The sequence below is a fragment of the Streptomyces sp. YIM S03343 genome (assembly GCF_054729195.1).
In genome coordinates, this window is record NZ_JBPUKX010000001.1 from 185,574 (window position 1) to 198,728 (window position 13,155).

Sequence of the window (13,155 nt, forward strand, 5' to 3'; positions counted from 1 at the left end):
TCGACATCGACTCGCCCGGACGTACACGCCACGCAGGCACTCGGCGGCGCGGTCCGCGTCGCACGGTTCGAGCTGTCCACGCCCTGAACCGGTTCATCGATCGCACACCCCAACCCCCCACCCACCCCTGCGAGGGAGAACCATGAACTGGCTGAAACGGCTCGGCGGTCGCCGAGCATCGGTCCTGGGCCTGCTGGCCGCAACCGTCATGATGACGCAAGGGACCGCGACCGGCTTACCCGACGCCGTCCAGGCGTCCACTCTGGGCGCCCAGGCGGCCCAGTCCGGACGGTACTTCGGAACCGCCGTGGCCGCCGGCAGGCTCGGCGACGGCACGTACACCACCGTCCTGGACCGCGAGTTCAACGCGGTCACACCCGAGAACGAGATGAAGTGGGACACGACCGAGCGGTCCCGCGGCTCGTTCGACTTCGGCCCCGCGGACCAGATCGTCAACCGGGCGGCATCCCGCGGTCAGCGCGTACGCGGCCACACCCTCGTCTGGCACTCCCAACTGCCCGGCTGGGTCAAGTCCATCACCGACGCCAACACGCTGCGCAGCGTGATGAGCAACCACATCACCACCGTGATGAACCACTACAAGGGCCGGATCTACGCCTGGGACGTGGTCAACGAGGCCTTCGCCGACGGTGGCAGTGGCCAGCACCGCCCCTCGGTGTTCCAGGACCTGCTGGGCGACGGCTTCATCGAGCAGGCGTTCCGCACGGCTCGGACGGCCGATCCGTCGGCCAAGCTCTGCTACAACGACTACAGCATCGAGGACTGGAACGCCGCGAAGACCCAGGGCGTCTACCGCATGGTGCGCGACTTCAAGTCGAGGGGTGTGCCCATCGACTGCGTCGGCTTCCAGGCCCACTTCGGCACCGGCGGCCCGCCCGCCAGTCTCCAGACGACGCTGTCGAACTTCGCCGCTCTCGGCGTGGACGTCCAGATCACCGAGCTGGACATCGCGCAGGCATCGCCGACCGCGTACGCGAACACGGTCAGGGCATGCATGAACGTCGCGCGCTGCACCGGCATCACCGTCTGGGGCATCCGTGACAGCGACTCCTGGCGCAGCGGCGAGAACCCTCTGCTGTTCGACCGCAACGGCAACAAGAAACCGGCCTACCAGACGGCACTCACCGCGCTGGGCGGCGCCGTCGCGACGCAGCGGGCCAACGCCCCTTCCGCCGCCGCGCTGCCCTCGCGCTTCTCCTGGAGCTCCAGCGGCGCGCTGATCTCACCGAAGCCGGACGCCACCCACAACATCGCCGGAATCAAGGACCCGTCGGTCGTCTACTACAACGGCAAGTACCACGTGTTCGCCAGCGTTGCGAGTTCCTCCGGCTACAACCTGGTGTACCTGAGCTTCAGCGACTGGTCCCAGGCGGGCTCGGCCACGCACCACTATCTGGACCGCACAGCCATCGGCAGCGGCTACCGGGCCGCGCCCCAGGTGTTCTACTACGCGCCTCAGAAACTGTGGTACCTCGTCTACCAGACCGGCAACGCCTCGTACTCCACCAACCCCGACATCAGCAACCCCAACGGGTGGAGCGCGCCGCACAACTTCTACGCGTCGATGCCGGACGTCATCCGGCAGAACATCGGCAACGGCTACTGGGTCGACATGTGGGTGATCTGCGACAGCGCCGACTGCTACCTGTTCTCCTCCGACGACAACGGGCACCTGTACCGCTCCCGGACGACCGTCGGCCAGTTCCCCAACGGCTTCACGAACACCGTCATCGCGGCCCAGGACTCCAACAGGTACGCCCTGTTCGAAGCGAGCAACGTCTACAAGGTGCAGGGCAGCAACCAGTATCTGCTTCTCGTCGAGGCCGTCGGATCGGACGGCCGGCGATACTTCCGCTCCTGGACGTCAGGCAGCCTGGCCGGTTCCTGGACGCCGCTGGCCGCGTCAGAGAACACCCCGTTCGCACGGGCCGGGAACGTCACCTTCCCCTCCAGTGCCTGGACCAGGGACATCAGTCACGGCGAGATGATCCGGGCCGGCTACGACCAGACGCTCACCATTCCCGCCTGCCGACTCCAGTACCTCTACCAGGGCGTGGACCCCAACGCGGGCGGCGACTACAACCTCCTCCCGTGGCGGCTCGGCCTCCTCACCCAGACCAACTCGACCTGCTGACCGACTCCGGGCCCCCGGCACGGTCCGGGGGCCCGGCCCTCCCCGTCGGCGATTCGAACAGTCGGCGACAACGCCGGAGAGTTCGTCGGTGTTCTGGGCGCACATCACGGACGGGCCTCTCGGACCCGAACGTCCGCGCCGTGACGATAAGCAGGGTAAGGGCGGTCGCGCCGCGGATCCCTGACTCCCGGTCTGATCCAGGTCACCGCAGGGCGCCGGCACCTACGTCTCCAGCCCGAAGTCTTTCGGCGCCGATGCCTTCAAAGGCGGACCACTTGCTACTGCTCCGACCGCAGACTGCACCCGTTGCGGGCGCCGGACAGACAGGCCCCCGCGACGTATCGTCCGCCCGCTCGGCGGCCGGCCCGCCTGGCTTCCCACCTCACGGTGAACGCACTCGTCAGAACCTTTCGCGAATCCGCGAAGCGAAGGTGTGATCTGGACTGTTGTACGGGGCGGTCCGGGCGGCGGGAGATCGCGGCGCGGCAACGGGACCTGGTTCTAGCGTGAGGGCTCTCTACTTCCTCAACACGCGTGAACCGAGGTCCCGTTGGTGCGCGCCAGTACATCCGAGTCGGTCGCATCGGGCAAGTCGGCTGGTCATGGCTGTGACTGCATGCCGCATCGCGCGGGGAACGCGGCCCACGGCACGCGACGGGAAGCGTGCTATTCGTCGGATCTGAACCGGCGGCAGTGGCGCGTGGTGCGGAGGCTGATTCCGGTGCCGGCGTGGATGGCAGGGCGGGGCGGGCGGCCGGAGGGCTACTGCCACCGCGTCATGATCGACGCAGTCCTCTACCTGGTGAACAACGGGATCAAGTGGACCGAGATGCCGGCCGACTTCCCGCCGTGGAAAGCGGTCTACCGCTTCTTCCGCCGCTGGCAGATGTCCGGGTTCCTCGACACCCTGCACGACGCCCTGCGAGAGCTGGCCCGGCGGGCGGCGGGGAAGAAGGCACAGCCGACGGCCGCGGTCGTGGACTCGCAGAGCGTGAAGGCGTCCTGGCACGTCGCGGCGGAGACCCGCGGCTTCGATGGCGGGAAGAAGGTCACGGGCCGTAAACGGCACCTGGTGGTGGACACCCTCGGCCTGCTCCTCGTGGTCACCGTGACCACGGCCGGCCTGCAGGACCGCGACGTGGCCCTGCCCCTCCTCACACGCCTGCGTCGCGGCTTCGCCACGGTGAAGAAGGTGTGGGCCGACGGCGGATACACCGGCTCGCTGACCGAATGGGCCCGCACCACGCTGGGACTGGACGTCGAGATCGTCCGCCGACCCGACGAGGCGAAGGGGTTCGTTCTGCTCAAGCGCAGGTGGGTCGTGGAGCGCACGCTGGCGTGGCTGGTCAACTCCCGTCGTCTGGCCCGGGATTACGAGTATCTGCCCGTCGTGCACGAGGCGATGGTGAAGTGGGCGATGATCCGCATCATGGCCCGCCGCGTCGCGGCCTCCGGGCCTCAGGCCGAAGAGGTTTCGGCCCAGGCATAGACACCGCGGCTCATCAGCCGCAGCCAGCCCTTCTGCGTCAGGCGCTGCAGCCGGTTACGCACGTTCTGCCGCGAGCCGTCGGTGTCCGGCCGTCCCAGCCGACGGTGCACCTCCACCGCCCGGATCCCCTCCGGCCCTGCCTCCCGCACGATCATCGCGATCTTCGGGTAGTCCCGTGGCAGCAGTGACGGATCGGCCCCGGGGCGCCACTTCGCAATCGCTTCCGGCTGCCCTGCCTGCGATGTCCCGGCGTCCTCCGGCACCTGGCCGGCCCGTTCCCGCACCACCGCGTCGGCCTCCGCCGCGATCTCCCGCGCGGCCCGCAGACGCAACAGCCGACCCTGCACCTCCTCAAGCTCCCGACGGGCCGCCTCGACAACCTGCTCGGCGACCTGCACTGCCAACTCGGCCTCGGCCAACCACTCCTGGACGACCTTGTCCCGGGTCACCTGCGACACGAACCGATCTCCCCGCCAGACGACAACACCAACGACGCCCAACCTGGACCGCCCGGACACCCACAGGCAAAACGATCAACGAATCACTTCACAATCATCGGATTCGCGAAGGGTTCTCAGCGGCAAGCAGGAGGAGGCCCACGGCGCCGCAGCAGCAGGTGATCGCCCCAGCGAGGCACACGTGGGCGACCCCTGGAACACCAGGGCGCACGTCGCCATTCCTCTGACAGTGTGTCAGCGTGCGTCGGTGGTCTGGGGCACGGCCGTCATGCGCTGGAGCGGGTGACCAGGCGTGTGGGAAGGATGAGCGGGGTGGGGTCCTGTCCGTTGATGAGCGCGACGAGCATGCGCGCCATCTCCCGTCCGAAAGCCGTGATGGGCTGATGGACGGTGGTGAGCGGCGGATCGGCGATCTGGGCCACGGCCAGATCGTCGAAGCCGACCACAGCGACGTCGGCGGGGACCAGTCGACCCGCCTCGCGCAACGTGCGCAGCGCGCCCGCCGCCATGTTGTCGTTGGCGGCGAACACCCCGTCCAGGTCGGGGTGCTTCGCCAGCAGCGTGGCCATGGCGGCGACTCCGCTGGGCTCGGTGAAGTCGCCCTCCTGCGGCGGCAACGGGTCGAGCCCGGCCGCCAGCATGGCGTCCCGGTAACCGCGGTACCGGGCGCGCCCGGCCTCGGTGTCCAGACGCCCGCAGATCGCTGCCACGCGAGTCCGGCCGCGCGAGACCAGGTACTCGGTCGCCTCGCGCGCTCCGCCGACGTTGTCGACATCCACGTACCACCTGGGAAGCGAACCGACCGGACGTCCGCCGAACACGACGGGCATCTCCGCCTCCTCGGCCACACGGGCCAGCGGATCGTCCGCACGCAGTGCCATCAGCATGACGCCGTCGGCGCCCCTGGACCGAAGGAGTTCCTCCACCCGCCTGCGGCCCCGGTCGGAAGCGGCCAGGCACAGCATCAGATACAGGTCGGCCTCCTCCAGAGCGGCCGACGCCCCCACGATCACCTGGGCGAAGAACGGATCCGCGAAGATCGGCGGATCCTCTCCGGAGACGACCAGGGCGGCCGCTCCTGTCTGGCGGGTGGCCAGAGCGCGGGCGGTCGGATTGGGTACGTAACCGAGTTGCCGGACAGCCCGCTCGACCGCCTGGCGTTTGGCGCGGCTGACGTGCGGCGCGTTGTTGAGGGCGCGGGAGGCCACGGAGCGGGACACGCCGGCGAGCTCGGCCACCTCGTCGAGCGTCGGCTGCCGACGCGGCGCAGCTTCTGCCATGAACATGAGCCCTTCCCTCGCGGCCGGACGGGAAGCGTCTCATCCCGGCCTTGCCGCTGCCACCCGGCTGGCTGGGGACGTGGGAGAGGCAAGGAGTCCTCAGGGACCCGATGTTCTGGGACCGCTTCCAGTTCCGGGACTGCAGAGCCTTGTTTCTCGCCATGTAAAGGGCGATCGTACATCGGCACTTGACAGCTTTATCAGCCCGCAACACCATACCGACCACACCCCAAAGGCCTTCGGTGCCTTTGGGACCGCTTCCAGTGGGAGCGCTCCCAAAGCTCACCGCCGACCCTTTGGGTGTGTCGTCCCCGCCGAAGAGCCCGCCGGCACAAAGGGACGTCGTACCACCGCACTTCCTCAGCGCGCCGCATGCTCGGGACGAGAGCGTGCGACGCACCACTGCCAGGAAACGAGGTACAGTCATGCGCCGCAGACTCCGCGCCCTCGCGGCAGCGCTCTTCGCTCTGCCGCTGGCGCTCGCCGTCGCACCGTCCGCCCACGCGGCCGACCCGACGACCATGACCAACGGTTTCTACGTGGACCCCGACTCCAGCGCGAAGCGGTGGGCCGCCGCCAACCCCGGCGACGGCCGGACGCCCGCGATCAACGCCTCCATCTCCAGCACGCCGATGGCCCGCTGGTTCGGCTCGTGGAGCGGCACCATCGGCACCGCCACGGGTGCGTATGCGGGGGCGGCGGACTCCTCGGACAAACTGCCCGTCCTTGTCGCCTACGACATCTACAACCGCGACTACTGCGGCGGGCACTCCGCGGGCGGGGCCGCTTCGCCGTCCGCCTACGCGACCTGGATCGCACAGTTCGCCGGGGGCATCGCCAACCGCCCGGCCGTCGTACTCCTCGAACCGGATTCTCTCGGGGACTACGGCTGCATGACGCGGGCTCAGATCGCCGAACGGCAGGGCATGCTCACCGGGGCCCTCGCCCAGTTCAACCGCCAGGCCCCCAACACCTGGGTCTACCTCGACGCCGGCAACCCCGGCTGGGCCAGCCCGGCGACCATGGCCCAGCGCCTCCACGAGGCCGGCCTCCGTCAGGCCCACGGCTTCTCGCTCAACATCTCCAACTACTTCACCACAGCGGAGAACACCGCCTACGGCAATGCCGTCAACAGCGAACTGAACGCCCGCTATGGCTACACCAAGCCGTTCGTCGTGGACAGCAGCCGCAACGGCAACGGCTCCAACGGCCAGTGGTGCAACCCCTCCGGCCGCCGTACCGGCACCCCCACCCGGCTGGGCGGAGGCGCCGAGATGCTCTTGTGGATCAAGGCCCCGGGCGAGTCCGACGGCAACTGCGGCGTCGGAGCCGGCTCCTCGGCCGGTCAGTTCCTCCCCGAGGTCGCCTACAAGATGATCTACGGCTACTGATCCCGGACTCCCGTGGCCCGGTATCCACGCCCCGCGACCGGGTCACGGGCACCGTCCGCCACACCCCGCCGGGCCGCCGCTCAGCGCGGTGCGCAAGGCGGTCGACAGCCCGCCGGTCGGCGCGGGCGCTCTCTCATCCATTCATCGAACAGGAGCAGCCATGCAACCACGCAGCCTACGGCGCCGCGCGGCCGCCGTCATCGCGGCGCTCACCGCCTGCGCCGCCCTCACCACGACGCAGGCGCAGGCCACACCCACACAGGACGTGATCACTCCGGCCACGAAGTTCTACGTGGACCCGAACAGCAAGGCCGCGAATCAGGCCCTCGTGGACTTCAGGAACGGCGACCTCGAGAACGCCGTGAACATGGCCAGACTCGCGAGCTGGCCGCAGGCCGAGTGGTTCACCAAGGGCACGCCCGGCGAGGTGCGCGTCAAGGTGAAGAAGCTCGTCCACCGGGCCAGAACCGTCCACCGGACCCCCGTCCTGGTCGCGTACGACGTCCCGGGCCGGGACTGTTCGCAGTACTCCAGCGGCGGAGCCGCATCCTCCGACGTCTACCGGCAGTGGATCGACGCCTTCGCCGCCGGCATCGGCGACAACAGGGCGTTGGTCGTCGTCGAACCCGACGGCCTGGCCCTGCTTCCCAAGGACTGCGGGCCCACCACCGACCCGACAGGCGAACTCACGGCCGCCCGTATCGCCGACCTCGAATACGCCGTCAAGACCCTGAAGGCCAGGCCGCGCACCGCGGTCTACCTGGACGCGGGCAACGTCCAGTGGCATGCCGTCGGCGAAATGGCACAGCGGCTGCTGGACGCCGGCGTCCGCTACAGCGACGGCTTCGCCCTGAACGTGTCCAACACCCACCCCACCGACCACAGCGCCCGGTACGGCACCTGGATAGCCAAGTGCATGTGGTACGCCACCGAGGGGCCCGGTCAGGCACGCGGCCACACCGACTGGTGCGCCAGCCAGTACTACTCGTCCGCCGCACCCAACGACGGCGCTCCCGGCAACTCCGTCTCCTCGGCCGACCCCACTACCTGGCGGTGGACCGACGCGTGGTTCGACCAGAACACAGGCACCCCGCCGACCGATGAGCTGCATCACTTCGTGATCGATACAAGTCGTGACGGTCTGGGCGCGTGGACCCCGGAACCGGGCAAGTACAGCGGGGACCCGGAGATCTGGTGCAACGCGCCCGGCCGTGGTCTCGGTCCGCGTCCCGCCGCCGACACGGGCGTCCCGCTCGTCGACGCCTACCTGTGGGTGAAGATCCCCGGTGAGTCCGACGGCAGTTGCACGCGCAACACCGGTGGCACGATCGACCCCGAGTACGGCATCGTCGACCCGCCCGCCGGCACCTGGTGGCCCGAGCAGGCCCACGCACTGGCCCGCAACGCGGCACCGCGTCTGACGTTCAACCGCTGAGCCCGGTCGGACTCCCCGCAGGCCGAAGGCTTCGTCAACCTCGCCCCGCCACTGCCGCCCTGCGGTGGATGCCGACGAACAGTACGCTCTCGGGCCCGTCAGGCAGTCGAGCGGTCGCCACGGCTCGCTCAGCACGTGGTCGACCACGATGTCGTTGCCCGCCTCAGCCATAGCCGCAATTGAGCGGTGGAAGCCCAGACGGCTGGAGCGGCGCGTGTCAGAGTGAAGACCCCGTGGCACGCCGCCTTGCCTTGATCCGGAATCGCCCGGCTGCACGGAGCAGCCGGGCGAACAGCTCGCAGGCTGACTCAATGACGAGCGAGCACGGAGCGAAACTCCTCTGCAGTGGTCAGCAGGGCGTCCCCGGCGAAGCGAAGCGCGGCCAGCGAACGCTCGGCGGCATCCGTGTCGGCGCCGCCGCAGGCATCCGTCACGACAACCGGGACATAGCCCAGGTCCGCCGCATGACGGACCGTGGGCTCGATGCCGACCTCCATGGCGACACCGATGACGGCGACGGTAATGACCCCACAGTCGCGCAGCACGATGTCGAGCCATGTGCCCTCGAACGCCGACATGGTGATCTTGTCCACCACGGCCTCGCGGTCAGTGGGTTGCAACTCGGGGACAAGCTGCGTCTGCGCGGCACCCGGCGGGAAGGGCGAGACCACATCGGCGGCTCGCTCGGCCCGCTGCCAGCCGCGCCACATACGCAATTGGGAGACACCCATCAGCTCACAGGGAAGCGTCACGTGGCGCAGGAAGAACGTGCGGAGCCCAGCGGCCCGGGCGGCCTCCACCACGTCGACGGCCCGGCGGACGACACGATCACGCTCGCGGATCTGGTCCAGGATGCCTGCCTGCATGTCGTAGACCAGCAACGCCATGCGTCGCGGATCGCACGCTTCCTCCAGCGAACGCGGAACAGCAAGCCCATATCGCTCGTCCACGGGCATGACGCTACCCCCGCTCCCCCGCCACGAACGCATCCACACGCCGAACGGCACGGGGGCAGCTTCACCGCTCTTGGCGGAGCGATCCGTGCCTTCCTGGTCTCCAGCCGCGCGGCGGCCATCGACCTCTCGGGTGGATCTGGTCCGGCCGCCGCGTTCGGCTTCGCGGCTGCCCGCAGGACACCGAGCTGTCCGCGCCGACCAGCATCACGACGCGTGTTCTGCTGCACATGGGCGCCACCGGCCTGCTCCTACAACGGCGGCGACACCGAGCGTGGCTGCCACCGCGCCGTTGCCGCCCTCACCGCGCTGCCGGACGGTTACCGCGCCGGACGTCCCGCGCCGCGCCCTGGAACTGTACAAGGCCATCCCAACCGGCATCACCACGAGCGCGCCGCATCACCGGCCGCGGTTCCGGGAGTGCTCGCTTCCCCGGCGTACGGCTTCTCCATGGCTCCCTGTCCCCGTTATGTTTTGTGATGCCATAGAAGCGCTGTAGTCGAAGGCGCGTTCCAAGGCCCGGAAGTACTCGAGCATCTGGGCCCGCATCCGGTTGATCGCCCAGGTGCGGTCCGCAGCGAGGCCGTAGCGGCGGACTGTGAGGATCCGCGGGTCAACCGCGATTTCGTTGCCGGCCGCCAGCGGCTCCGAGCCACGGCGCATACACACCTGGTCAGCGATCACATACGCGTCCTTGGCGCCGGTCTTTCCGCCGCCGCGGTAGGAGGCGGAGGCGTGGTGCGGCAGCCGGCCCTCGCCGGTCGGCTGCAGGCCCGGTCGATCAGCATCGCGACAAGTTGCCCGTCCGACGCCGCCGACCTGGCCGACACGCCGCGGGCAGTTGTCCGGCGATGCCCTCCGCGGTCCCGCAGACTCCGACAACCCTTGGCCGTGACTGTCGTGCGCTCGTAGCTGTGCGGAGCCTGGCTTCCTCACCGCCGTGCGTGCGCGCGGCGGCACCGGCGTCCGCACACGCGGCACACCGCGGCCGTGTCTGATTTTGTCTGATTCGCCGGAACAGACATCCAACCGCCCATTTGATTCGTATCTTCCATGACCGGCCCATGAGAAGCGTCCTGAGGAAGGAAGCAGGAACCATGGCGATCTTCAGTCATATGAATCCCGCCAAACACAAGAAACACCACAAGACCACGACCGACACCACGAAGGGCACGACACACAGCGTCAGCCGCCGCCGTCGGCATCGCCGGCACAGCCACGCGACCTCGCGGGGCTGACCTGACCGCACTCGAACGGGCCAACGGGCCGGGGACACCTCCGGCCCTCCGGCCCCGGATCATCTCGGATGGGTGCGATGCCTGACACACGGCGGCGCATGACGGCCGCGGTGCGTCGGCTGCTGTCCGTGACGGAGGATCCCGACGCCGTGGTCGCGGCCGCGCCGCCGGTGCCGTTGCGGGAGGTGTTCCGTCGCTTCTGGCCCTATACGAAGGGCGGCCGGCGCTGGCTGTGGCTGATCCTGGCGTTCAGCATGGCGGGACCGCTGATCGACGGTGCGGAGATCTGGCTGTTCAAGCTGGTCGTGGACAAGGTACTGGTACCCCGCGACCTCGGTCCGTTCGGGCCGATCGCTCTGGCGTATGCGGGACTGTTTCTGGTGTCCGGCGTGCTGGCCTTCTCCGACGACGTGACGTCGACCTGGGTCAGCGAGCGTTTTCTGCTCTCCCTGCGATCGGACTTGTTCCGGCATGTGCAGGGCCTGTCGCTCGGTTTCTTCGAACGGCGAAGGCTGGGTGACGTGCTGTCGCGGGTGACGGGGGATGTGGACGCGGTCGAGACATTCCTGCTCTCCGGCGTCGCCAACACCGTGTGGTACATGATGCGCCTCGGCGTCTTCCTCGGTCTGCTGTTCTATCTGAGCTGGGATCTGACCCTCCTCGCGCTCGTCATCGCACCGCTGTTCTGGTTCGCCGCGCGCCGCTTCTCCCGCCTGATCAAGGCCGCCTCGCGCGAACGGCGCCGCCGCAGCGGCTCGATCAGCGCGATCACCGAGGAAGTGCTGGGCAACGTCGCCCTCGTCCAGGCCTACAACCGCCAGGACTGGGAGCATGGCCGCTTCCAGCGCGAGAACCTGGGACGTTTCCGGGCCGCCATGGCCTCGACCCGGATCAAGGCGCTGTTCGGGCCGATGGTGGATCTGATCGAACTGGCCGGCGCGCTGACCGTGATCGGGCTGGGCACCTGGGAGCTGGCACACGGCCGGATCACGCTGGGCGGGCTGCTGGTCTTCCTCGGTCTGCTCAGTCAGCTCTACAGCCCGATCCGCGGCCTGTCCCGGCTCAACAACACCTTCTACTCGGCGTCTGCCTCCGCCGAGCGGATCATCGAGCTCCTCGACCAACGCCCTCAGGTCATTGATGCCACCGACCGCCGGCCGCTACGGCGGGCTCGCGGCGACGTCGGGTTCCACCACGTCTGCTTCAGCTATCCGCAGAGCCCCCGCCCCGCGCTGACGGATGTGTCCTTCCAGGTCACGCCCGGCGAGACCCTGGCACTGGTCGGGGCGAGCGGCGCCGGCAAGTCGACCGTCGCCAAGCTGCTGCTGCGCTTCTACGACCCGGACCCGGGCTCCGGATCCGTACGCCTGGACGGGATCGATCTGCGTGATCTGTGCCTGGGCGATCTGCGGGACAGCATCGCGGTGGTGCTCCAGGAGACACTGGTCCTGCACGGCACCGTACGGGAGAACATCGCCTACGGACGGCCGGGAGCCACCGACGCCGAGATCGTCGCCGCAGCCCGGGCGGCCGACGCGGACGAGTTCGTCGGGCGGCTGCCGGAAGGGTACGACACCCTGGTCGGCCAGCGTGGCCGGCTGCTGTCGGGCGGGCAACGCCAGCGGCTGGCCATCGCTCGGGCCATGGTCAGGGACGCTCCGGTGCTGATCCTCGACGAGCCGACCACCGGCCTGGACGCCGAGTCGGGCCGACGGATCCTGGAACCGCTGCACCGCCTGATGGCCGGCCGCACCACGATCATCATCTCCCACAATCTTCTCACCGTCCGCGACGCCGACCGCATCGTCGTCCTCGACCACGGCCGGATCGTCGAGTCCGGTACGCACGATGACCTCCTATTGCGCGGCGCGGTGTACGCCCGCCTGCACAAGCTGCACGGCTCCTCACTCCGGGCGGTCTTATGAGCGTCCACACCACCGAAGCACCACCGCCGCCTCCCCTGGCGACCCCCGGACCGGCCCCCGCCCCCGGCTACGAACTGCTGGCCCATCTCTCCCGCACCGGCTGGCTGGACGTCTACGACGCCTGGAGCCGGGAGCGCGAGTGCCGCTGCGTGGTCAAGCTGCTGCGCCCGGACCGGCGGCACGAGCCCCGGCTGCGGGACCGGCTGCTGCGGGAAGGCCGCTGGCTCCAGGAGTTCACCCACCCCCACCTGGTCCGCGCGTACGACACCATCGAGGAACCGGAGCCGCTCGTCGTCCTGGAGACCCTGACCGGAGAGACACTGTCGTTCCTGATCCACCGGCTGCGGCACCGTCCGGCCGCCACCGACCTCGCCTTCCTGGGTCTACATCTGTGCTCGGCACTGCACTATCTGCACGGCCGGGGGCTGCTGCACCTGGACATCAAGCCGGCGAACGTGGTGGTCGAATGCCACCGCGCCAAGGTCCTCGACCTGAGCGTCGCCCATGCCCCCGGGCCGGTACCGGCCGGGATGGGGACCTTCGGGTATCTCGCGCCCGAGCAGGCGCGCGGCGGCACGGTCACGGCGGCCGCCGATGTGTGGGGTGCGGGCATCACGCTGTACGAGGCTGCCTCCGGCGCGGTGCCCTTCGACTGCGGTGAGACAGCTTCCTCCACGAACGTGTCCGGGGACGACGACTGGTATCCCCAGCTGGAGGGGCGTGCCCCACCGGTCAGGTCCCGGCGTCGGCTGCCGCCCACGCTCGCCCAGGCGATCGACCGCTGTCTGGAGCCGGAACCCCTGGCCCGGCCCACGGTCACCGAACTCGCGG

9 protein-coding genes and 2 pseudogenes are annotated in these 13,155 nt (G+C 69.2%); 6 read left to right on the top strand and 5 right to left on the bottom strand.

The window, feature by feature from the left end; translation table 11 throughout:
• Nucleotides 1-142 precede the first annotated feature (142 nt).
• Together ACSYGN_RS00880 and ACSYGN_RS00885 are read left to right on the top strand one after the other, a co-directional pair.
• Nucleotides 143-2,155: a non-reducing end alpha-L-arabinofuranosidase family hydrolase gene (locus ACSYGN_RS00880; RefSeq protein ID WP_460390792.1), complete on the top strand. Its 2,013-nt coding sequence runs from the start codon at nt 143-145 to the stop codon at nt 2,153-2,155.
• Nucleotides 2,156-2,771: 616 nt separating this feature from the next.
• Complete coding sequence (locus tag ACSYGN_RS00885) at nt 2,772-3,644, top strand: IS5 family transposase (RefSeq protein WP_460390794.1); 873 nt, start codon at nt 2,772-2,774, stop codon at nt 3,642-3,644.
• Here the strand turns inward: ACSYGN_RS00885 and ACSYGN_RS00890 are convergent.
• Both ACSYGN_RS00890 and ACSYGN_RS00895 read right to left on the bottom strand, forming a co-directional pair.
• The gene (locus tag ACSYGN_RS00890) at nt 3,614-4,102 is read right to left on the bottom strand and encodes a hypothetical protein (RefSeq protein WP_460390796.1); all 489 of its coding nucleotides are present in this window, start codon (nt 4,100-4,102) and stop codon (nt 3,614-3,616) included. The genes ACSYGN_RS00885 and ACSYGN_RS00890 overlap by 31 nt on opposite strands.
• A gap of 266 nt (nt 4,103-4,368) precedes the next feature.
• The gene (locus ACSYGN_RS00895; protein WP_460403137.1) at nt 4,369-5,382 is read right to left on the bottom strand and encodes a LacI family DNA-binding transcriptional regulator; all 1,014 of its coding nucleotides are present in this window, start codon (nt 5,380-5,382) and stop codon (nt 4,369-4,371) included.
• Between the two features lie 425 nt (nt 5,383-5,807).
• Between ACSYGN_RS00895 and ACSYGN_RS00900 the strand changes: the two genes are divergently transcribed.
• Both ACSYGN_RS00900 and ACSYGN_RS00905 read left to right on the top strand, forming a co-directional pair.
• Nucleotides 5,808-6,773 carry a glycoside hydrolase family 6 protein gene (locus ACSYGN_RS00900; protein WP_460390798.1) on the top strand — a complete coding sequence of 322 codons (966 nt, stop codon included), beginning with the start codon at nt 5,808-5,810 and terminating at the stop codon, nt 6,771-6,773.
• A gap of 160 nt (nt 6,774-6,933) precedes the next feature.
• Nucleotides 6,934-8,208 carry a glycoside hydrolase family 6 protein gene (locus ACSYGN_RS00905; RefSeq protein ID WP_460390800.1) on the top strand — a complete coding sequence of 425 codons (1,275 nt, stop codon included), beginning with the start codon at nt 6,934-6,936 and terminating at the stop codon, nt 8,206-8,208.
• A 64-nt stretch (nt 8,209-8,272) separates the two neighbouring features.
• Here the strand turns inward: ACSYGN_RS00905 and ACSYGN_RS00910 are convergent.
• The 3 genes and pseudogenes from ACSYGN_RS00910 to ACSYGN_RS00920 form a co-directional block, all read right to left on the bottom strand.
• A pseudogene (locus ACSYGN_RS00910) lies at nt 8,273-8,418 on the bottom strand (phosphotransferase-like protein); the annotation flags it as partial.
• Between the two features lie 98 nt (nt 8,419-8,516).
• A complete protein-coding gene (locus ACSYGN_RS00915) occupies nt 8,517-9,158 on the bottom strand; it encodes a cysteine hydrolase family protein (RefSeq protein WP_460390802.1) in 642 nt (213 codons plus the stop codon).
• 402 nt (nt 9,159-9,560) lie between these two features.
• Nucleotides 9,561-10,142, bottom strand: coding sequence for an IS110 family transposase (locus ACSYGN_RS00920; protein ID WP_460403139.1), 582 nt, complete (start codon nt 10,140-10,142; stop codon nt 9,561-9,563).
• Between the two features lie 334 nt (nt 10,143-10,476).
• Here ACSYGN_RS00920 and ACSYGN_RS00925 point away from each other — a divergent pair, with 334 nt between their 5' ends.
• On the top strand, nt 10,477-12,324 hold the full coding sequence (locus ACSYGN_RS00925) for an ABC transporter ATP-binding protein (RefSeq protein ID WP_460390804.1): 1,848 nt from the start codon (nt 10,477-10,479) through the stop codon (nt 12,322-12,324).
• Nucleotides 12,321-13,148 (top strand): annotated as a pseudogene (locus tag ACSYGN_RS00930) (serine/threonine-protein kinase); the annotation flags it as partial. The gene ACSYGN_RS00925 and the pseudogene ACSYGN_RS00930, both read left to right, overlap by 4 nt.
• Nucleotides 13,149-13,155 lie beyond the last annotated feature (7 nt).